The organism is Bosea sp. NBC_00550 (assembly GCF_026020075.1).
GTDB lineage: Bacteria > Pseudomonadota > Alphaproteobacteria > Rhizobiales > Beijerinckiaceae > Allobosea.
The window spans coordinates 4157142-4176700 of sequence record NZ_CP102772.1 but is presented as its reverse complement, the minus strand read 5'-3'; the positions used below and the strand labels follow the sequence as shown (position 1 = coordinate 4176700).

At 67.0% G+C, this 19559-nt stretch carries 20 protein-coding genes; 11 read left to right on the top strand and 9 right to left on the bottom strand.

The window, feature by feature from the left end:
* The first annotated feature begins 130 nt into the window (after nucleotides 1-130).
* Both NWE53_RS20095 and NWE53_RS20090 read left to right on the top strand, forming a co-directional pair.
* On the top strand, nucleotides 131-730 hold the full coding sequence (locus NWE53_RS20095) for a helix-turn-helix domain-containing protein (protein ID WP_265051121.1): 600 nt from the start codon (nucleotides 131-133) through the stop codon (nucleotides 728-730).
* Entirely contained in the window at nucleotides 727-1263 is a 537-nt protein-coding gene (locus NWE53_RS20090) for a GNAT family N-acetyltransferase (RefSeq protein ID WP_265051120.1), read from the top strand. The genes NWE53_RS20095 and NWE53_RS20090 overlap by 4 nt, the downstream gene beginning before the upstream one ends.
* A 121-nt stretch (nucleotides 1264-1384) precedes the next feature.
* Here the strand turns inward: NWE53_RS20090 and NWE53_RS20085 are convergent, their stop codons facing one another.
* Together NWE53_RS20085 and hrcA are read right to left on the bottom strand one after the other, a co-directional pair.
* Entirely contained in the window at nucleotides 1385-1633 is a 249-nt protein-coding gene (locus tag NWE53_RS20085; protein WP_265051119.1) for a DUF3297 family protein, read from the bottom strand.
* Nucleotides 1634-1836: 203 nt separating this feature from the next.
* On the bottom strand, nucleotides 1837-2922 hold the full coding sequence (gene hrcA / locus NWE53_RS20080; RefSeq protein ID WP_265051118.1) for a heat-inducible transcriptional repressor HrcA: 1086 nt from the start codon (nucleotides 2920-2922) through the stop codon (nucleotides 1837-1839).
* Nucleotides 2923-3066: 144 nt separating this feature from the next.
* Between hrcA and rph the strand changes: the two genes are divergently transcribed.
* From rph to hemW, 3 genes are all read left to right on the top strand, one after another.
* Nucleotides 3067-3783: a ribonuclease PH gene (gene rph / locus NWE53_RS20075; protein ID WP_265051117.1), complete on the top strand. Its 717-nt coding sequence runs from the start codon at nucleotides 3067-3069 to the stop codon at nucleotides 3781-3783.
* A 145-nt stretch (nucleotides 3784-3928) separates the two neighbouring features.
* Nucleotides 3929-4576, top strand: coding sequence for an RdgB/HAM1 family non-canonical purine NTP pyrophosphatase (gene rdgB / locus NWE53_RS20070; RefSeq protein WP_265051116.1), 648 nt, complete (start codon nucleotides 3929-3931; stop codon nucleotides 4574-4576).
* Entirely contained in the window at nucleotides 4573-5772 is a 1200-nt protein-coding gene (gene hemW, locus NWE53_RS20065) for a radical SAM family heme chaperone HemW (protein WP_265051115.1), read from the top strand. Before rdgB ends, hemW begins: the two co-directional genes overlap by 4 nt.
* Before the next feature lie 188 nt (nucleotides 5773-5960).
* Here the strand turns inward: hemW and NWE53_RS20060 are convergent, their stop codons facing one another.
* From NWE53_RS20060 to ugpB, 5 genes are all read right to left on the bottom strand, one after another.
* Nucleotides 5961-7040 carry a sn-glycerol-3-phosphate import ATP-binding protein UgpC gene (locus NWE53_RS20060; RefSeq protein WP_265051114.1) on the bottom strand — a complete coding sequence of 360 codons (1080 nt, stop codon included), beginning with the start codon at nucleotides 7038-7040 and terminating at the stop codon, nucleotides 5961-5963.
* 7 nt (nucleotides 7041-7047) lie between these two features.
* Nucleotides 7048-7896, bottom strand: a complete 849-nt coding sequence (gene ugpE, locus NWE53_RS20055) for a sn-glycerol-3-phosphate ABC transporter permease UgpE (protein ID WP_265051113.1) — start codon at nucleotides 7894-7896, stop codon at nucleotides 7048-7050.
* Nucleotides 7896-8645, bottom strand: coding sequence for a creatininase family protein (locus NWE53_RS20050; protein WP_265051112.1), 750 nt, complete (start codon nucleotides 8643-8645; stop codon nucleotides 7896-7898). The genes ugpE and NWE53_RS20050 overlap by 1 nt, the downstream gene beginning before the upstream one ends.
* Entirely contained in the window at nucleotides 8645-9526 is an 882-nt protein-coding gene (ugpA, locus tag NWE53_RS20045; protein WP_265051111.1) for a sn-glycerol-3-phosphate ABC transporter permease UgpA, read from the bottom strand. The genes NWE53_RS20050 and ugpA overlap by 1 nt, the downstream gene beginning before the upstream one ends.
* Before the next feature lie 75 nt (nucleotides 9527-9601).
* On the bottom strand, nucleotides 9602-10927 hold the full coding sequence (gene ugpB, locus NWE53_RS20040) for a sn-glycerol-3-phosphate ABC transporter substrate-binding protein UgpB (protein ID WP_265051110.1): 1326 nt from the start codon (nucleotides 10925-10927) through the stop codon (nucleotides 9602-9604).
* 198 nt (nucleotides 10928-11125) lie between these two features.
* Between ugpB and NWE53_RS20035 the strand changes: the two genes are divergently transcribed.
* Both NWE53_RS20035 and NWE53_RS20030 read left to right on the top strand, forming a co-directional pair.
* The gene (locus tag NWE53_RS20035; RefSeq protein ID WP_265051109.1) at nucleotides 11126-12304 is read left to right on the top strand and encodes a fumarylacetoacetate hydrolase family protein; all 1179 of its coding nucleotides are present in this window, start codon (nucleotides 11126-11128) and stop codon (nucleotides 12302-12304) included.
* Between the two features lie 140 nt (nucleotides 12305-12444).
* On the top strand, nucleotides 12445-14097 hold the full coding sequence (locus NWE53_RS20030) for a hypothetical protein (RefSeq protein WP_265051108.1): 1653 nt from the start codon (nucleotides 12445-12447) through the stop codon (nucleotides 14095-14097).
* A 2-nt stretch (nucleotides 14098-14099) separates the two neighbouring features.
* Here NWE53_RS20030 and NWE53_RS20025 read toward each other — a convergent pair whose 3' ends face one another.
* Nucleotides 14100-14996, bottom strand: a complete 897-nt coding sequence (locus NWE53_RS20025) for a bifunctional helix-turn-helix domain-containing protein/methylated-DNA--[protein]-cysteine S-methyltransferase (protein ID WP_265054962.1) — start codon at nucleotides 14994-14996, stop codon at nucleotides 14100-14102.
* 212 nt (nucleotides 14997-15208) lie between these two features.
* On the opposite strand from NWE53_RS20025, the gene NWE53_RS20020 reads away from it, so the two are divergent.
* Entirely contained in the window at nucleotides 15209-15811 is a 603-nt protein-coding gene (locus tag NWE53_RS20020; RefSeq protein ID WP_265051107.1) for a class I SAM-dependent DNA methyltransferase, read from the top strand.
* A 6-nt stretch (nucleotides 15812-15817) separates the two neighbouring features.
* Here NWE53_RS20020 and NWE53_RS20015 read toward each other — a convergent pair whose 3' ends face one another.
* Nucleotides 15818-16345, bottom strand: a complete 528-nt coding sequence (locus NWE53_RS20015) for a DUF2244 domain-containing protein (protein ID WP_265051106.1) — start codon at nucleotides 16343-16345, stop codon at nucleotides 15818-15820.
* Nucleotides 16346-16365: 20 nt separating this feature from the next.
* Between NWE53_RS20015 and nth the strand changes: the two genes are divergently transcribed.
* The 3 genes from nth (at nucleotide 16366) to NWE53_RS20000 (ending at nucleotide 19552) form a co-directional block, all read left to right on the top strand.
* The gene (nth, locus tag NWE53_RS20010) at nucleotides 16366-17067 is read left to right on the top strand and encodes an endonuclease III (protein WP_265051105.1); all 702 of its coding nucleotides are present in this window, start codon (nucleotides 16366-16368) and stop codon (nucleotides 17065-17067) included.
* A gap of 141 nt (nucleotides 17068-17208) precedes the next feature.
* Complete coding sequence (gene xylF / locus NWE53_RS20005; RefSeq protein WP_265051104.1) at nucleotides 17209-18255, top strand: D-xylose ABC transporter substrate-binding protein; 1047 nt, start codon at nucleotides 17209-17211, stop codon at nucleotides 18253-18255.
* Nucleotides 18248-19552: a sugar ABC transporter permease gene (locus tag NWE53_RS20000; protein ID WP_442864854.1), complete on the top strand. Its 1305-nt coding sequence runs from the start codon at nucleotides 18248-18250 to the stop codon at nucleotides 19550-19552. The genes xylF and NWE53_RS20000 overlap by 8 nt, the downstream gene beginning before the upstream one ends.
* The last annotated feature ends 7 nt before the right edge of the window (nucleotides 19553-19559 follow it).

Below are 19559 nucleotides of genomic sequence, written 5' to 3'. Positions count from 1 at the left end.
CGGAGGTCTGTTTTGCTCGGGAGCCGCCGCGTCATCCCAGGTCAAGCCGGGATGACGGCAGGGGCTTCAGCGCGGGCATCCTGAACGTTGTCTCTTGCAATTTCCATTATCTAAGAATTATTCTCTCAATATGGAATTTGAGAACGACACCGAAATCGACCGCCGCCTGGGGCAGCGCCTGAAGTCGGCCCGCCAGCGCCATGGCCTGACGCTCGATGTGCTGGCCGAGCGCAGCGGCGTCAGCCGGGCGATGATCTCGCGGGTCGAGCGCGGCGAATCGAGCCCCACCGCAGCGCTGCTGGTCCGCCTCGGCTCCGGGCTCGGCCTGTCGCTCTCGGCGCTGCTGGAAGAGGAGGCAGGAACCGGGCCATTGGCGCGGCATGCTGCCCAACCGGTCTGGCGCGATCCGGCGAGCGGCTATCTGCGCCGCAACGTCTCGCCGCGCGGCACGGGATCGGGCTTCGAGATCGTCGAGGTCGAGTTGCCGGGCGGCGCCGAGGTCCGCCTCGACAACGCGACGGGTGCACCTGCACTCGACCAGCAGGTCTGGGTGCTGCAAGGCAGGCTCGACCTGACGGTCGAGGGTATCGGCCACGCGCTTTCCGAGGGTGACTGCCTGCAGATGCATCTGCGCGGCGCCATCATCTACCGCAATCCGGGCGCCGTGCCCGTCCGCTACGTCGTCATCCTCGCCGCCGGGCGCGGCAGTTTTCCGGGACATATCGCATGAACGCGGTCAGCTTCTCCGTCGCCATCGACGTCTTCGACGCCCGGGCTGCCGAGGCCGCCATTCCGGCGCTGTCCGAAATCCTGCGCGACTGCGTCGCCAACGGCGCCTCGGTCGGCTTCATGAACTGGAACACGACGGCGGACTATGAGCGCTTCTGGCGCGATGTCGCGGCTGGCGTCGCGGGCGGGCAGGTTGTCCTGCTGGGCGCGCGCGCGGCGGACGGCCTCGTCGGCACGGCGCAACTTCACCTGATCGGCAAACCGAACCAGCCGCATCGGGCCGAGATCGCCAAGGTGCTGGTGCATTCCCGTGCGCGCCGGCAGGGCATTGGCGAAGCACTGATCCAGCGTGCAGAAGCGATCGCGCGCGATAGAGGACGCGACCTGCTGGTGCTCGACACGGACGAGCACGGCGCGGCACGGCGGCTCTACAATCGGCTCGGCTGGACGGAAGCCGGCACCATCCCGCGCTATGCGCTGATGCCTGATGGAGCCGACTGCGGCTCGACGTTTTTCTACAAGGGCCTCGCTTGAGTGACAGGCGTCATGCTCGGGCTTGACCCGAGCATCTCTTGCCGGTGGAGGCTCCAGCGCTTCGTCTTGCCTGGGATTCTCGGGTCAAGCCCGAGAATGACGGCGGTAGGAATGGCGCGCTTCAGCTCTCGACGTTGCCGCGGATATAAGGCTCGACCGGGCCCTTGAGCGTGATCGTCATCGGCCGACCGAAGCGATCCTTGGCGGCGCCGGCCGCGACCTTCACCCAGCCTTCGGAGACGCAATATTCCTCGACATTGGTCTTCTCGACGCCCTTGAAGCGGATGCCGATGTCACGCGCCAGCACGTCGGCGTTGTAGAAGGGGCTGTCCGGGTTGACGGAAAGACGGTCGGGAAGCTGGTCTGACATGGATCTGGCCTTGGGTGTTCGCAAACGGGTCGCTTTCGCGCACACCTAGCCGCATCCGCGCCGGAAGCCAAATTCTTCAAGTGAAAACCTGTCGTCATTCCGGACAAGCGGCGAAGCCGCGCCGATCCGGAATCCATCGAAGAGTGCCGCGCCCGGCGATGGATCCCGGGGCAAGCCCGGGATGACGGCGATGGCCCGGCGCCTCAGCGCTCGCCGTCGAGCAGGCGGCCGACGACCTTGGCGGTGTAGTCGACCATCGGGACGATGCGGGCATAGTTCAGCCGCGTCGGGCCGATGATGCCGACCACGCCGACGATGCGCTGCTCGGCATCGCGGAACGGCGCCGCCACCATCGAGGAACCCGACATCGAGAACAGCTTGTTCTCCGAGCCGATAAAGATGCGCACGCCGTCGCCCTGCTCGGCGCGGGTGAGGAGATCGATGACATCGGTCTGCGTCTCGAGATCGCCGAAGAGCATGCGGATTCGTTCGAGGTCCTCCTGCGCCCGGAGGTCCTCGAGCAGGTTGGCCTGGCCGCGCACGATGAGATGGCGGTCGCTGCCGGGGCCGGACTGGGTCGCGATGCCGCTCTCCACCAGCCGCGCGGTGAGCACATCGAGCTCGCGCTCCATCAGCGCGCGCTGCCCGGCGATCTCGCCGCGCAGGTCCGCCAGCGTCTTGCCGAGGATGCGGGCGTTGAGGAAGTTCGCGGCCTCGACCAGCGCCGAGGCGGGCAAACCCACCGGCAGCGCCAGCAGGCGGTTCTCGACCGCGCCGTCCTCCGAGACGAGGACGACGAGCGCGCGGGCCGGATCGAGCCGGACGAATTCGATGTGCTTGAGTCGCGGATCGGCCTTGGTCGTCACGACCACGCCGGCGCCGCGCGAGAGACCGGAGAGCAGCGCCGAGGCCTCGGTCAATGTCTGGTCGAGATTGCGATGGCCTGCCCCGGCCCGGATCTGCGCCTCGATGCGCGCCCGCTCGTCCGAGGTGAGGTTGCCGACCTCCATCATCGCGTCGACGAAGAAGCGCAGGCCCCGTTCCGTGGGCAGGCGCCCGGCGGAAGTATGCGGCGCATAGATCAGCCCGGCCAGCTCCAGATCGGTCATGACGTTGCGCACCGTCGCCGGGGACAGAGCCATCGGCAGCAGGCGGGCAATATTGCGCGAACCGACCGGCTCCCCGGTCGCGAGGTAGCCGTCGACGATCTGGCGGAAAATCTCGCGCGAGCGCTGGTCGGTCTCGACCAGGCCGCTCATCGTCTCGGGGCGGGGCGTATGGGCGCTCATGAACCTGTTCGGGCGAACCGTCGTTCCAACCCTATTGTCGTCATGCAGGAGGCGCGGATCAAGGGGTGAAACAGGGCCGGCGCCTTGCCGAGCGCGGCATGAGCGCCTACAAGCCGCCACTTCTCCGCAAGACAGGATTATTTCATGCGACCCTCCAAACGCGCCGCAGACGAGATGCGCAAGGTCACGCTCGAGCGCGGCGTGGTTCGCTATGCCGAGGGTTCCTGCATGGTGACGTTCGGCGAGACCAAGGTGCTCTGCGCCGCGACCGTCGAGGAAAAGGGGCCGCCGTGGCTGCGCGGCACCGGCAAGGGCTGGGTCACCGCCGAGTATTCGATGCTGCCGCGCGCCACCCATGAGCGCACCCGCCGCGAGGTCACCTCCGGCAAGCCCTCCGGCCGCACGCAGGAGATTCAACGCCTGATCGGCCGCTCGCTGCGCGCGGTCGTCGACCTCACCGCGATCGGCGAGCGCCAGATCGTCGTCGATTGCGACGTGCTGCAGGCCGATGGCGGCACCCGCACGGCCTCGATCACCGGCGCGTGGGTGGCGCTGCATGACGCATTGAAATGGATGGAAGGGCGCAGCCTGCTCAAGGGCACCAACCCGCTCAAGGACCATGTCGCCGCCATCTCCTGCGGCATCGTCGCCGGCAATCCGGTGATCGATCTCGACTATGTCGAGGATTCCGGCGCGCAGACCGACGCGAATTTCGTCATCACCGGCACGGGCGGCCTCGTCGAGGTGCAGGGCACGGCGGAAGGCGCACCCTTCTCCGAGGAGGAGTTGCTCGCGCTGCTCAAGCTGGCCAAAGGTGGCGTCAGCAAGCTCGTCGCGCTGCAGAAGGCGGCGGTCGCCTGATCCGGCCGATCGCACAAGCAATCGAACAACACCGTCATTCCGGACGCAGCGAAGCGGAGATCCGGAATCCATCGTAGAGTTGCGACGCCCTTCGATGGATCCCGGGTCAAGCCGGGGATGACGAGGCGGGTAACGAGAGATACCGATGTCGAACCACCGCCTCCTCTCCGGCAAGGTCGTGATCGCGACCCATAACCAGGGCAAGCTGCGCGAAATGCGCGAGCTGCTGGCGCCCTATGGCATCGAGCTCGTCTCGGCCGGCGAACTCGGCCTGCCCGAGCCGGTCGAGGACGGGTTCATGTTCTCGGAGAATGCGGCGATCAAGGCGGTCGCAGCGACGCAGGCGAGCGGCCTGCCGGCGCTCTCCGACGATTCAGGCGTCTGCATCGACGCGCTCGACGGCGCGCCCGGCCTGTTCTCGGCCAACTGGGCCGGGCCGGGCAAGGATTTCGCCCCGGCGATCGCACGCGTGCAGATGGAACTGGCGAAGCGCGGCGCGACCACGCCCGGGCAGCGCAAGGCTCACTTCGTCTCAGCGCTGGTCATCGCCTGGCCGGACGGGCATCAGGAGCTGTTCGAAGGCCGCGTCTTCGGCACGGTCACGCATGACATCCGCGGTGCAGGCGGCTTCGGCTATGATCCGATCTTCCTGCCCGATGGCCACGACAAGACCTTCGGCGAGATGACGGCACAGGAGAAGCACGGCATTCCCGCCGATGGCTCGCCCGGCCTGTCGCATCGTGCGCGCGCCTTCCACGCGCTCGCCGCCACCTGCCTGAGGAAGCCGGCGTGAGCCCCGCGGCCGCCCTGATCGAGCGGCCCGGCGTCTTGCATCCGACCGCGGATGCGGGCTTCGCCGTCTATGTGCATTGGCCGTTCTGCCTGGCCAAATGCCCCTATTGCGACTTCAACTCGCATGTGCGGCTGCAACCGCCCGACCAGCAGCGTTATATCGCCGCCTTCCGCCGCGAGATCGCCCACCGCGCCGCGCTGGCGCCCGGCCGCACCGTCTCGTCGATCTTCTTCGGCGGCGGCACGCCCTCGCTGATGGAAGGCCGCACCGTCGGCGCGATCCTCGACGCGATCGGCGAGCACTGGGCCGTCGACCCGAACTGCGAGGTTTCGCTGGAGGCGAATCCGACTAGCGTCGAGGCCGGCCGCTTCCGCGATTTCCGCGCGGCCGGCGTCAACCGCGTCTCGCTCGGCGTGCAGGCCCTGAACGATGCCGACCTGAAGGCGCTCGGCCGGATGCACTCGGCCGAAGAGGCGCTGGCCGCGGTCGCGATCGCCCGCAAGTATTTCGAGCGCTACTCCTTCGACCTGATCTATGCCCGCTCGCCCTTGCAGACGCCGGCGCTGTGGCGGGCCGAGCTTGAGCTCGCGATCAGCCATGCCGCCGAGCATCTCTCGCTCTACCAGCTCACGATCGAGCCCGGCACCGCCTTCGAACGGCTGTTCCGGGCGGGCAAGCTTGCGATTCCCGATCATGATGCCGGTGCAGCGCTCTACGAGACGACGCAGGAGATCACCGCCAGGCACGGCCTGCCGGTCTACGAGATCTCGAACCACGCACGGCCGGGCGCGGAATGCCGGCACAACCTGGTCTACTGGCATTATGGCGAATATGCCGGCGTCGGCCCCGGCGCGCATGGCCGCCTGGTGACGGCGCAGGGCCGCATGGCGCATTCGACCGAGAAACGACCGGAAATCTGGCTTGAGCGTGTCGAGGCCGAAGGCCACGCGCTGGTCGAGGACGAGCTGTTGAATTCGGAAGCGCAGGGCGACGAGTACCTGCTGATGGGGCTTCGCCTCGTCGAGGGGATCGATCCGGCCGTCTTCAAGGCGCTCGCCGGCCGCGAGCTCAATGCCAAGCGCGTCGCGAGCCTGATCGACGAAAAGCTGCTGATGCACCGCCCCGGCGGCCGTCTCGCCGCGACGCCGGATGGCGCGCTGCTGCTCGACGCGCTGGTCGCCGATCTGGCGGCTTGAGCGGTTTACGGCCTCCGGAACCTCCGCGGTCATTCCGGGGCATCGCGCAGCGATGAGCCCGGAACCAGAACCGATGCGTTTCTTGGAGAGACGCAAGCGTGGCGTTCTTTACTCAGACGGTATTGGTTCTGGGTTCCGGGCTCGGGCCTTCGCCCGCCCCGGAATGACGTGGAGGATGCGAAACCCGCTCAGCGCCTGCCCAGCCGCACGCCCGTCTTCGGATCGAAGACATGGACCTTGTCTGGATCGACCGTGATCCAGAGCCGGCCTTCCTGCGCCGCGACCTCGCCCGTCGCCGCCTGCATCACGAAAGGATGGCCGGCGAGCTTGCCGTGGAAGAGCTGGGTCGCACCGAGCTCCTCGATGAACTCGACGTCGAAGGGCAGCGATCCCGCCTGCCCTTCCGAGGCGATCTCGATATCCTCCGGCCGCAAGCCGACCTCGACCGGCGTCTGCGCCGCCAGATCCTCGCGGAGGTCGCGGACCTCGATGATGGCGTCGCCGAGCGCCACGATGCCGGGGCCATCCACTACGCCGGGCTGGATGTTCATCGGCGGCGAGCCGATGAAGGTCGCGACGAACTTGCTGGCCGGCTTGCGGTAGACCTCGGCCGGCACGCCGATCTGCTCGACCTGGCCGCCATTCATCACCACGAGCTTGTCGGAAAGCGTCATCGCCTCGACCTGGTCGTGGGTGACGTAGATCGAGGTGACGCCGAGCGCTCGCTGCAGCTTCTTGATCTCGACGCGCATCTGCACGCGCAGCTTGGCGTCGAGGTTCGAAAGCGGCTCGTCGAAGAGGAAGACCTGCGGCTTGCGCACGATGGCGCGGCCCATGGCGACGCGCTGGCGCTGGCCGCCGGAGAGTTGGCGCGGCCGCCGCTCCAGGAAGGGCTCGATCGCCAGGATACGCGCCGCCTCCTTCACGCGCTTGTCGATCTCGTCCTTCGGCGTGCCGCGGTTGCGCAGGCCATAGGCCATGTTGTCGTAGATGTTCATATGCGGGTAGAGCGCATAGTTCTGGAACACCATCGCGATGTCGCGGTCGGCCGGCTCGATCTGGTTGACGACGCGGTCGCCGATCGCGACCTCTCCCGAGGAGATCGTCTCCAGCCCGGCGACCATGCGCAGCAGCGTGGACTTGCCGCAGCCGGAGGGGCCGACGAGCACGCAGAAGCCGCCATCGGGGATGTCGAAGGAGACGCCCTTCACGGCCTCGACGCCGCCGGCATAGACCTTCTTGACGTTGTTCAGGGTAACCTGGGCCATTCGCGGATTACTTCTCGGTTTCGACCAGGCCCTTTACGAAGAGCCTCTGCATGGCGATGACGACGAAGACGGGCGGCAGCATCGCCAGCATGGCGGTGGCCATGGCGAGCTGCCATTCGGTCAGGGCGTCGGTGGTGACGATCATCTTCTTGATGGCGATGACGATGGTCTGCATCGAGTCCTTCGTCGTCACCAGCAGCGGCCAGAGATACTGGTTCCAGCCATAGATGAACTGGATCACGAAGAGCGCCGCGATCGTGGTGATCGAGAGCGGCAGCAGCGTATCCTTGAAGAACTTGAACGGGCCGGCGCCGTCGATCTTCGACGCTTCCAGCAACTCGTCCGGGATCGTCATGAAGAACTGCCGGAACAGCAGCGTTCCCGTCGCCGAGGCGATGAGCGGGACGGCGAGGCCCTGATAGGTGTCGAGCATGTTCAGATCGGAGACGATCTTGAAGGTCGGGAAGATGCGGACCTCGACCGGGAGCATCAGCGTGATGAAGATGGTCCAGAACGCCGCCATGCGGAACGGGAACCGATAGTACACCACCGCATAGGCCGAGAGCACGGAGATGAAGATCTTGCCCAGCGCGATCGTCATCGCCATGACGAAGGAGTTGAACATCATGCCGATCACCGGCTCGCGCGTCGTGCCGGAGGTGCCGATGAAGAGGATGCGGTTGTAGTTCTCGAGGAAATACGGGCCGGGATAGAGTGGCATCTGGCCGTTGATCACGGTCGCGGCGTCCCAGGTCGAGGCGACGAAGGTCAGCCAGACCGGGAAGGCGACGATCAGCACGCCGATCGTCAGGATGACATAGGCGATCGCGTCGCCCAGGCGGCGGTCCTCGACCATCAGATCCCCTTCCCCATCTCGCGCAGGAGCCCGGCCAGAGCCTCGGCGCAGGCATCCAGGCAGGCCTGGCCCTTCTGCGTCGTGGCACGGCGGGCGTCGCCGATCACCCCGGTCTCGGTCATGTCCCGGAAGGAACGGTGGCGTGAGACGGTCGGGCGCCCGGGCAGGCCGTCGAGCGCGCCGAAAGCCTCGCCGAGACGGGCATCGCGGACCGATCCCGGCGCCAGCACCATCATCATCGAGGTCTCGACCTCGCAGGCATGCTGCACGGCCTGCTGATCCTCCAGCAGCGGCGGGAGCGCCGCCTCGGCCAGCAGGAAATAGGTGGTCGCCTCGATATGCAGCCGCGTCTCACGCGCGAAATCGGGCAGGAAGGCGGTCAGCGCTGCGATGTTGCCGCCATGGCCGTTGACGATCAGCACGCGATGGAAGCCATGGCGCTCGATACTCTTGAGGAGGGCGAGCAGCACGGCGCGATAGGTCGGGATGTCGAAGGTGAAGGTGCCGCCAAAGGCCATGTGATGCTCGGCCATGCCGCACCACAGCGTTGGCGCGACCACGACATCGACATCGCCGGCGCGCTCGGCCGCCGCCTTGCAGACGCCGCTGCACAGGATGGTGTCGACGCCGACGGGCAGATGCGGCCCGTGCTGCTCGACCGAGGCGACGGGCAGGACGACGATGGCATCGCCCGCGGCCTTGGCGCGCAGCTCCTCGGCGGTCAATTCTAGCCACAGCACGGACGCCATCAGTAGCTCACCTTGCGCTCGATGAAGCGGAACTGGACCGCGGTCAGCCCGATGACCATGATGAGCAGCATCACGGACTGCGCCGCCGAGCCGCCGAGGTTGGAGCCGCCCTTGCCGTCGGCGAAGACCTTGTAGACCAGCGTCTCGGTCGCGCCAGCGGGGCCGCCGCCGGTCACGGTGTCGATGATGCCGAAGGTGTCGAAGAAGACGTAGACGATGTTGACGACGAGCAGGAAGAAGGTCGTCGGCGAGAGCAGCGGGAAGACGATGGTCCAGAAGCGGCGCATAGGCCGGGCGCCGTCGATCACCGCCGCCTCGATCACGCTTTTCGGGATCGATTGCAGGCCGGCGAGGAAGAACAGGAAATTGTAGCTGATCTGCTTCCAGGTCGCGGCGAGGATGACGAGCAGCATGGCGTCATTGCCGTTGAGCCGGGGGTTCCAGGCGACGCCGAGCGACTGCAACCCGCGCGCCAGCATGCCGAGCGAGGGATCGAACATGAAGATCCAGAGCACGCCGGCAATGGCGGGCGCGACAGCATAGGGCCAGATCAGCAGGGTCTTGTAGACCTCGCCGCCCTTGAGCTGCCGATCCGCCATCACCGCGAAGAGCAGCGCGATCGACAGCGACAGCACGCAGACGAAGGTCGAGAAGATCGCCGTATTGATGAAGGCCTTGAGATAGCCGGGGTCAGCGAAAAGCGTCTGATAGTTCTCGAACCAGACGAACTCGGTCGAGGTGCCGAAGGCGTCCTCAAGCAGGAAGCTCTGCCAGACCGCCTGGCTCGCCGGCCAGTAGAAGAACACGATGGTGATCGCGAGCTGCGGCGCCAGCAGCAGGAAGGGGATGGTCAGCCCCTTGAAGTAGGCGTTCTTCTGCATCGGCTTCCTTGGACGAGACGGCCATCCCGGACGGGTTTGTCCGGGATGGCCAATGGATGCAAGAGGGCTGTCGGATCAGCGCGCCGCGGTGCGCTCGAACTGGCGCAGCATCTGGTTGCCGCGCTCGACCGCCGCGTCCAGCGCCGCCTTGGGCGTCTTCTGGCCGTTCAGCGCCGCCTCCAGCTCCTCCGACCAGATGTCGCGGATCTGGACGAGGCTGCCGTAGCGCAGGCCCTTCGAGTTGTCGGTCGGGGCCTTGTTGGTCAGCTCGAGGAGCGGGGTCTCGAGATAGGGCTTGTCCTTGTAGAAGCCCGACGCCTTGACCTTCTCATAGGCTGCCTTGGTGATCGGCAGGTAGCCCGACTCGGTGTGCAGCTTCACCTGGCGGTCGACATCCGACAGGAAGGTGAAGAACTTGGCGACGCCCTTGTACTCGGCCGGCTTCTTGCCGCCCATCACCCACAGCGAAGCGCCGCCGATGATCGAGTTCTGCGGAGCGCCCGCGGCTTCCGGATAATACGGCATCGCCGCATTGCCCCAGTCGAACTTGGCGTTCGCCTTGACGTTGCCGAAGAAGCCCGAGGAGGTCAGGAAGATCGGGCATTCGCCCGAGGTGAAGCGGCCTTCGCCGTTGTTGGTGCGGCCGGAATAGTCGTAGGTCTTGTCCTTCTGCAGCTCGACCAGATTGGTCCAGTGCTTCAGGAAGAGCGGGCTCTGGTTGAAGTTCATGACGGCGTCGAAGCCGGCCATGCCGTTGACCTTGGTCGAGAGCGGCACGTTATGCCAGGCGCCGAACTGCTCGATATTGGCCCAGGGCGCCCAGGCGTTAGAGACAGCGCATTTGTCGAAGCCGGCAGCCTTCAGCTTCTTGGCGGCCTCGAAGGTCTCGGGCCAAGTCTTCGGCGGCTTCTCGGGGTCGAGGCCTGCCTTCTTGAAGGCGTCCTTGTTGTACCACATCACCATCGACGAGGAATTGAACGGCATGGAGAGCATCTCGCCCTTGGCCGTCGAGTAATAGCCGGTGATGGCAGGCAGATAGGCGTTCGGATCGAACTTCTCGCCGGCTTCCTTCATCATCTCGTGGACCGGCTTGACCGCGCCCTTGGCCGACATCATCGTGCCCGTGCCGACCTCGAAGACCTGCAGGATGTGCGGCGCCTGGCCGGCGCGGAAGGCGGCGATGCCGGCGTTCAGCGTGTCGGGGTAGGAGCCCTTGTAGACCGGAACGACCTTGTAGTCCTTCTGCGAGGCGTTGAAGTCCTCGGCGAGCTTCACGACGACGTCGTTGTTGGCGCCGGTCAGCGCGTGCCACCACTGTATTTCGGTCTGTGCCAGGGCAGGCGAGGCGCCGGCGAGCGCGAAGGCCGCTACCGACATCAGGATGCGCGATTTGATGGTCATGGACGATCTCCCTTCCGCGGGCGGACCCCGCCGCGGTTCTTGTCGTTGGTGCGCAAGCTAGCATGAAGCGGAGGCGACATTTCAATGACAAATCGATGACGCCTGCCGCAATGCGCCTATGGTCGCGGTACGGCTTGCGCATTCGCGCATAACCGGCTGATCTGCGCTCCCGACTCGAACTCGTTTCCGGACCGCATCATGCCGAAGCTCGACCTTGCCGTGACCGCAACCCTGCCGACGGATTCCGCTGCGGCCGCGCTCGTCGGCCGGGTCTGGTGCCCCGATCTCGGCGGCCCCGCCGTGGTGGCGCTGCGAGACGGGCAGGTCGTCGACATCACCGCCGCTTTCCCGACCAGCCGCGACCTCTGCGAGAGCGCCGATCCGGCCGCGGCGCTGCGGGCGGCCCAGGGCGAGACGCTCGGGTCCCTGGCCGACATCCTCGCCAACACCCCTGTGGACAGCCGCGATCCGAAGCGGCCCTGGCTGCTATCCCCGCTCGACCTGCAGGCGGTGAAGGCGGCGGGCGTCACCTTCGCGGTCTCGATGCTGGAGCGGGTGATCGAGGAGAAGGCACGCGGCAACCCGGCGGCTGCCGCAACGATCCGCGAGGAGATCGGCAAGCTCATCGGAGACGACCTCTCCAAGCTCAAGCCCGGTTCGCCCGAGGCGATGCATCTCAAGGAGGTGCTGATCAAGCAGGGGGCCTGGAGCCAGTATCTCGAGGTCGGCATCGGCCCGGACGCCGAGATCTTCACCAAGGCCCCGGCGATGTCGACGGTCGGCACCGGCGCCGACGCCGGCCTCCATCCCGCCTCGAGCTGGAACAACCCCGAGCCGGAGATCGTGCTGGTCGTCGCCTCGGATGGGCGCATCGTCGGCGCCACGCTCGGCAACGACGTCAACCTGCGCGATGTCGAAGGCCGCTCGGCCCTGCTGCTCGGCAAGGCGAAGGACAACAACGCGGCCGCCGCCGTCGGCCCCTTCATCCGCTTCTTCGATGCGGGCTTCACGCTCGATCATGTCCGCCGCACGACCGTGACGCTGACGGTAGAGGGCGAGGACGGCTTCACGCTGGAAGGCTCCTCCTCGATCGCCAAGATCAGCCGCGACCCGGCCGACCTCGCCGCGCAGATGATCGGCCCGCACCATCAATATCCGGACGGGGCGGCGCTCTATCTCGGCACGATGTTCGCGCCGATCAAGGACCGCGATGCGCCGGGCGGCGGCTTCACCCATAAATACGGGGACATCGTCACCATCGCCGCGCCGGAGCTGGGCAGCCTCGTCAACCGGATGAAGCGCACCGACGCCTGCGAGCCCTGGACCTTCGGCGCCTCGCATCTGATGCGCCATCTGGCCAAGCGCGGGCTGCTCTAGTTGCAGCCCCGGCCGGGGTTTCCGCAATCGCGGCAGGCTGCTGGTAAGGATTGTCTGCCATAGCGCCGGCTGGACCAGGAGAGTTCGGCGTGGCGATGAGCGAGATCGGGAGGCGACACTCCCAAACGCGGGGCAGCCGTATGGCGGCAAGGCTGGTGCTTTCTCCCGGCCTATGGATCGCCGCTTTCGCGGCGCTCGCCGTCGCAGGGCTGATCCTGCCGCTGCGCCTGCCGATCGGTGCGAATGCCTGGGATACGGTTGTCTATCTCGACGCGGCCTGGCGCATCAGGCTGGGCCAAGTGCCGAGCCTCGATTTCTTCGTGCCTGTCGGGCCGCTCGGCTTCTATCTGACCGCCGGCCTCGACGCTTTCTTCCCGAATGCGCAGCCGATGCTGCTGATCAACTGGGCGCTGCTGCCGGTGACGCTGCCGGTGCTCGCCTTGCTGGCGAACGACGTTGCCCGGCGATCGCGCGGGCAGGCGCTGGCGCTCGTGCTGCCCTTCCTGCTGTTCGCGGCGCTGCCGATCAACCTGCATTCATTGTATCCGATGCCGGGTTTCGACGGCTTCGGCTTCTACAACCGGCATGCCGCCATGCTGCTCTACCTGCTGATCGCGACGCTGCTCTTCGCGCAGCGCCGCCTTCAGGTCACACTCGTCGCGGTGCTGATGCTGGCGCTCTTCCTGGCGAAGATCACGGGCGCCGTCACGGGCACGCTGCTTGTCGGCTATGCGATGCTGAGCGGGCGCATGCGCCTTCGGGATGCGATCACGGCCGCGGCCGCCGTCATCACCGCGCTCGCGCTGCTGGAACTCACGACTGGGTTGACCTCGGCCTATCTCGCGAATGTCCTGACGCTGCTCGGGCTCAACACCGGCACGCTGCTGCCGCGCTTCCTGACCGTGGCCTCGGTGAAGTTCAACGTCATCGGTCCGGCCCTGCTGCTGCTCGCGGCGCTGGCCTTCTCGGCATGGCGGGACGGGCTGCCGCGCACCCTCGCGGGCTGGCGGACCCTCGCGGATTCGCCTCTCGGCTGGCTCGCCGTGGGTCTTGGGGCGCTCGCCTTCTTCGAGACCCAGAACACGGGTTCGCTCGAATTCATCGGCTTATGGCCGATCCTGCTGCCGGTCCTCTCCGAATGGTGGCAGCGTCGCGATGATTGGCTGCGCCCGGTGATGCTCGTGCTGGTGCTCGCGGTCGCCTTGCCCTCGGCCGTGATCTGCGTCGAACGGGGCATGCGTGCCGCCATGAGCGCGCCCACCTATGCCGGCCTCGACGTGCCCGATCTCGGGCCGCTCGGGCGGGTCAGCGTGAAACCGGATATCGCCGCGCGCGCGGCCGGGATGCTGGAGCATTATGCCAGCCAGCAGGAGAGCTATCGCGATCTCGTCCGGCGCGATCTGCTGCCTTCCTACATCCTCTATGCGGAAATCGACTCTCAGGCGACCTGGATGCTGGAGATCCAGCAGGGTATCACGGCGATCCGCAATTGGGAGGCCGCGAACAAGCGCCAGCTCAATGGCGTCTTCACGCTCGATTTCGTCGATCCGATGAACCGCCTGCTCCGGCTCGAGTCCGCCCGCGCCGTGCCGCTCGGCCTCGATCCCGGCCGCAGCACGCCGCCACTCAAACCGGACATGCTGACGGAGCTGGGACGGATCGACGCGATCCTGGCACCGAAATGCCCGCCGACCACCGCGCGCGAGGCCATCCGCAAGCTCTTCGCCGACGCGCTCGAAGGGCGCGAACGGATCGCGCTCGCGCCCTGCTGGGACATGTATCTGCGGCGCTGAATTCAGCCGGCGGCGGCCTGTCCGGCTTCCCAGCCGAGGATGGCGCGCTTGCGTGTCAGGCCCCAATGATAACCGGTCAGCGCGCCTGACTTGCCGATGACGCGGTGGCAGGGCACCACGAAGGAGATCGGGTTCTTGCCGACCGCCATGCCGACGGCGCGCGCCGCGCTCGGCCGGCCGATCTGGTTGGCAACCTCGCCATAGGTCGTGGCGCAGCCGACCGGGATCCTCAGCAGCGTCTCCCAGACCCGTACCTCGAAATCGGTACCGATCAGAACCACGCGCAGCGGCGTCTCCGCCGACCAGGCCTTGGGCTCGAAGATGCGGCCGGCATAAGGTGCGGTCAGGACAGGATCATAGTGGTAATCGGCATGGGGCCAGCGCCGCATCATGTCGGCCAGCGCCTCGGCACGCCCGCCGACGACCTTGCCGCCATCGGCGCTGTTCGAGACCCAGCCGAGCCCGGCCAGCCCGCGATCCGTGACCACGATCAGCGCCTCGCCGAAGGGCGAGACATGGAAGCCGTAGGATAGCTTCAAGCCGCCGCCGCCGGCCTTCCACTCGCCCGGCGACATCGCCTCATGCGTGACGAAGAGATCGTGCAGCCGGCCGGGGCCGGACAGGCCGACTTCGAGCGCGGTGTCGAGCACGCTGGCCGAGGAGGCGAGCAGCCCCTTGGCATGGTCGAGCGTGATCGCCTGCAGGAAAGCCTTCGGCGTCAGCCCGCACCAGCGCCGGAAGAGATGGTGGACATCGGTCGGGGTCGCGCCGGCCGCATCCGCGATCGCCTCGATCGTCGGCTGCTCGCGCCAGTTATGGGTGATGAAGGAGAGGATGCGCCGCACCGTGTCGTAGTCCGAGCCCGGCGCCGTCGTGGGGAAATCGGCCTCGCTCGGCATCGCCTCGGCAGCACGCGCCAGCACCGCATTGGAGAAGCGCGTCGGGGTCATCGCCGTTTTCATGGAAGCATTCATCGTGAGCCTCGCACCGTTCGTCATGATGCGAATCTAGGGCATGCACCATGCCGTTCCCACCCGAAAGCTGGCAAGACCGGGCTCGCCCAGCCTAGTTTGCGCAGCTCTCTCAAAATTCGCTTGCCAAGAGACCCTTCATGACCTCCGCCCCTGCCGCCATCGTCGAGCTCTACGAGCGTTATGCAGCGACTTATGACGGGCTGCGCGGCAAGGCGCTGTTCGAGCGGCCCTGGCTCGACCGTTTCCGCGCGCTCCTGAAGCCCGGCGGTTCGATCCTGGACATCGGCTGCGGTTCGGGCGAGCCGATTGCACGGCATCTGATCGCGGAGGGCCATGCCATCACCGGTGTCGATTCGGCTCCCGCGATGATCGCATTGTGCGAAGCGCGTTTCCCGGCGCATCGCTGGCAGGTCGCGGATATGCGCCGTCTCGCGCTCGGCCGCCGCTTCGACGGGCTGATCGCCTGGGACAGCTTCTTCCACCTGACGCCGCAGGACCAGCGCGGAATGTTTCCGGTCTTCGCGGAGCATGCCGTGCCGGGCGCCGCGCTGATGTTCACCAGCGGTCCGTCGCATGGCGAGGCGATCGGGACCTTCGAAGGCGAGCCGCTCTATCATGGCAGCCTCGATCCCGAGGAATACCGTTCGCTGCTGGCCGAGAACGGCTTTGCCGTCGTCGCGCATGCTGTCGAGGACCAGAGCTGCGGCGGGCACACCATCTGGCTCGCCCGCCGGAGCTGAATCCGCTCAGGAGGCGCCGTAGTCGGGGCCGCGGCGGGCGCTCGCCAGGGCCGAGCCGAGCGCATCGGCGAAGCCGGCTCGCTCCTGCGGCGAAAGCGCGCCGGCGACCGCGACGCTCTGCCCACGCGAGACCAGTTTCAGCGCCAGCAGGCCATAATCCTCGTCGGTCTGGCGTTCGAGCCGGGTCCAAGCCGGATTGAAGCGCCAGACCGCCTCGCGGCCGTGATGCGAGACCTTGCGCAGCAGGACTTCCAGCGGCGTCACCACGATGCGCTCGAAGGCGCGGGCGTGGCGGAAATTGACGTGGAAGGCGATGAACAGCGCGACGACGTCGATGCCGAAGAAACCGGCGACCGGCCACGCGCCGAGCACGACGAAGGGAATCGAGGAGACCACGCTCGCCAGGCAGACCAGCGTCATCACGATGCGGAAGCCGTTCTGGCCGAGCGAGCGATGCGGCGTGATCGTCGCGTCGAAGACCGGCCGCTTCGCAGCGTCCTCGCCTTCGCTTGCTGGGCTCTTGCCGGGTTCCATTGCGGTATTATAACGCCGACATGGATCAGCAGAACAGGCCCGCGCGTGCCCGTGCTCCGGCGAAACGCATCACGTTGGCGCGCGCCCGCAAGCCGGCCGAGATCCGCGAGATCTTCGAGCGGTTCCGCGCCGCCAATCCGGAGCCGAAGGGCGAGCTGGAATCCGTGAACGCTTTCACGCTGCTGGTCGCCGTCGTGCTATCGGCGCAGGCGACCGATGCCGGCGTCAACAAGGCGACGCGCAAGCTCTTCGCCATCGCCGACACGCCGGAGAAGATGCTGGCGCTGGGCGAGGAGACGGTGCGCGAGCACGTCAAGACGATTGGGCTCTATCGCAACAAGGCGAAGAACGTGATCGCGCTCAGCGAGAAGCTGATCGCGCAGTTCGGCAGCGCAGTGCCGACCACGCGCGAGGAGCTCGAAAGCCTGCCCGGCGTCGGCCGCAAGACCGCGAATGTCGTGCTCAACATCGCCTTCGGCGAAATCACCCATGCGGTCGACACCCATGTCTTCCGCGTCGCCAACCGGCTGCGGATCGCGCCCGGAAAGAACGTGCTGCAGGTCGAGATGGGGCTGGAAAAGGCAGTGCCGGAGGAGTTCGGCCGGCACGCCCATCACTGGCTGATCCTGCACGGGCGCTACACCTGCAAGGCGCTCAGGCCCGAATGCGGCCGCTGCATCCAGAATGACCTCTGCGATTCACCCGACAAGCGCGTCGCCTGACCTGCCGGCCAGGTTGCCGCCAGCCCTCCGTTAGTCTGCTTGACAGCTTCTCCCCTCTGGGTTGTGCTCCACCCGCCGGACGCCATACGGGCTCGGAAAGCCTGAGAGTCAGCGGCAGAGGAAGCTCAGGAGGTCAGTGTGATGAAGCGTTTCGTCCTCGCGGCGAGCATCGCCGTTGCCGCCATGTCCATTCATTCCAGCGCCATCGCGCAATCGAAAGGCCCGGTCATCGGGGTCAGCTGGTCGAATTTCCAGGAAGAGCGCTGGAAGACCGACGAAGCCGCGATCAAGGCGGCGGTCGAGAAGGCCGGCGGCACCTATCTCTCCGCCGATGCGCAATCCTCGCCGGCCAAGCAACTCACCGATGTCGAGAGCCTGATCGCGCGCGGCGCCAAGGCGATCATCGTGCTGGCGCAGGATGCGCAGGCGATCCGGCCCGCCGTGGAAAAGGCGGTGAACGAGGGCATCGGGGTCGTCGGTTACGACCGCCTGATCGAAATCCCGCAGGCCTTCTACCTGACCTTCGACAATGTCGAGGTCGGCCGGATGATGGCGCGCGAGATCCAGAAGGCGAAGCCGGAGGGCAACTACGTCTTCATCAAGGGCTCGAGCTCGGACCCGAACGCCAACTTCCTCTACCAGGGCTCGATCGAGGTGCTGAAGCCCGCGATCGACGGCGGCAAGATCAAGAATGTCGGCGAAGCCTTCACCGATGGTTGGCTGCCGGCCAACGCCCAGCGTAACATGGAACAGATCCTGACCCGCAATCAGAACAAGGTCGACGCGGTGATCGCCGCCAATGACGGCACGGCCGGCGGCGCCATCGCGGCGATGGATGCGCAGGGGCTTTCCGGCTCGGTGCCGGTCTCCGGGCAGGATGCCGACCGCGCGGCGCTCAACCGCGTCGCGCTGGGCACGCAGACCGTGACGATCTGGAAGGATGCGCGCGAACTGGGCCGCAACGCAGCCGAGATCGCTCTCAAGCTCGCCGGCGGCGCCAAGCTCGCCGATGTCCCGGGCTCGGCGGCGTGGGACCAGGGCCCGTCCAAGCAGAAGATGACGGCGCTGTTCCTGAAGCCGGTGCCGGTGACGAAGGACAATCTCGGCGTGGTGATCGAGGCCGGCTGGGCGGCGAAATCGGCGGTCTGCCAGGGCGTCGCGGCCGGCAAGGTCAAGGCCTGTGACTAACACGACCCCGGCGCCGGCTCATCCGGCGCAGGAGCGCAAGCGCTTCAGCGACCATCTGCGCGAGATCGAATTCGATCCGCGCATGATCGGGATGGTCGCCGCGCTCGCGGTCATCTGGCTCGGCTTCAACTGGCTGTCGGACGGCGCCTTCCTGACGCCGCGCAACCTCTGGAACCTGCTGGTCCAGACCGCGTCGATCTCGATCATGGCCTGCGGCATGGTGCTGGTCATCGTCACCCGCAACATCGACCTCTCGGTCGGCTCGATGCTCGGCTTCGTCGGCATGGTGGTCGGGCTCGTGCAGGTCCGGCTGCTGCCCGAGCTGTGGGGCTTCGAGCACCCGCTGACCTGGGTGGTCAGCCTGCTGCTCGCGATGACGCTCGGCGGCTTCGTCGGGCTGATGCAGGGCGCATTGATCGCCTATCTCGCCATCCCCTCCTTCATCGTCACGCTCGGCGGGCTCCTGGTCTGGCGCGGCGCGGCCTGGTGGGTGACGCAGGGCCAGACCATCGCGCCGATGGATTCGCGCTTCCGCCCCTTCGGCGGCGGCGTCGAGGGCGCAATCGGCACGAGCGCCTCCTGGGCGATCGGCATCGGCCTGTGCGCGGCGATCTGCGTGGCGGCCGCGCTGATCCGCCGGCGGCGCAAGCGCTTCGGCTTCGTGCTGCGCCCGCTCTGGGCGGAGATCGCGATCACCGGGCTCGGCTGCGCCGCGGTGCTGGCGACGGTGATGGTGGCGAATGCCTATGCGCTGCCGGCCGGGATCGCGCGGCGCGTCACGGAGGCCAAGGGCGGCATCTGGCCGGAGGGCGGCCTGACCATCGGCCACGGGCTCGCCGTTCCCGTGCTGATCGCGCTCGCGGTCGGCGTCGCCATGACCTTCCTCGCCAATCGCCTGCGCTTCGGGCGCTATGTCTTCGCCATCGGCGGCAACCCCGAGGCGGCGCAGCTTTCCGGGGTGAACACCCGCAAGGTGCTGATGCTGGTGTTCGGGCTGATGGGCGTGCTCGTCGGCATCTCCGCCTGCATCTCGACGGCGCGACTCAATGCTTCGACCAACGCGGCCGGCACGCTCGACGAGCTCTATGTGATCGCGGCGGCGGTCATCGGCGGCACCTCGCTCGCCGGCGGCGTCGGCACCATCGCGGGCGCGATGCTGGGCGCGCTGGTGATGCAGTCACTGCAATCCGGCATGGTGCTGATCGGCGTCGATGCGCCCTTGCAGAACATCGTCGTCGGCATCGTTCTCGTCCTCGCGGTCTGGCTCGACGGGGTCTACCGCCAGCGGCTGAGCTGAGGAGGCT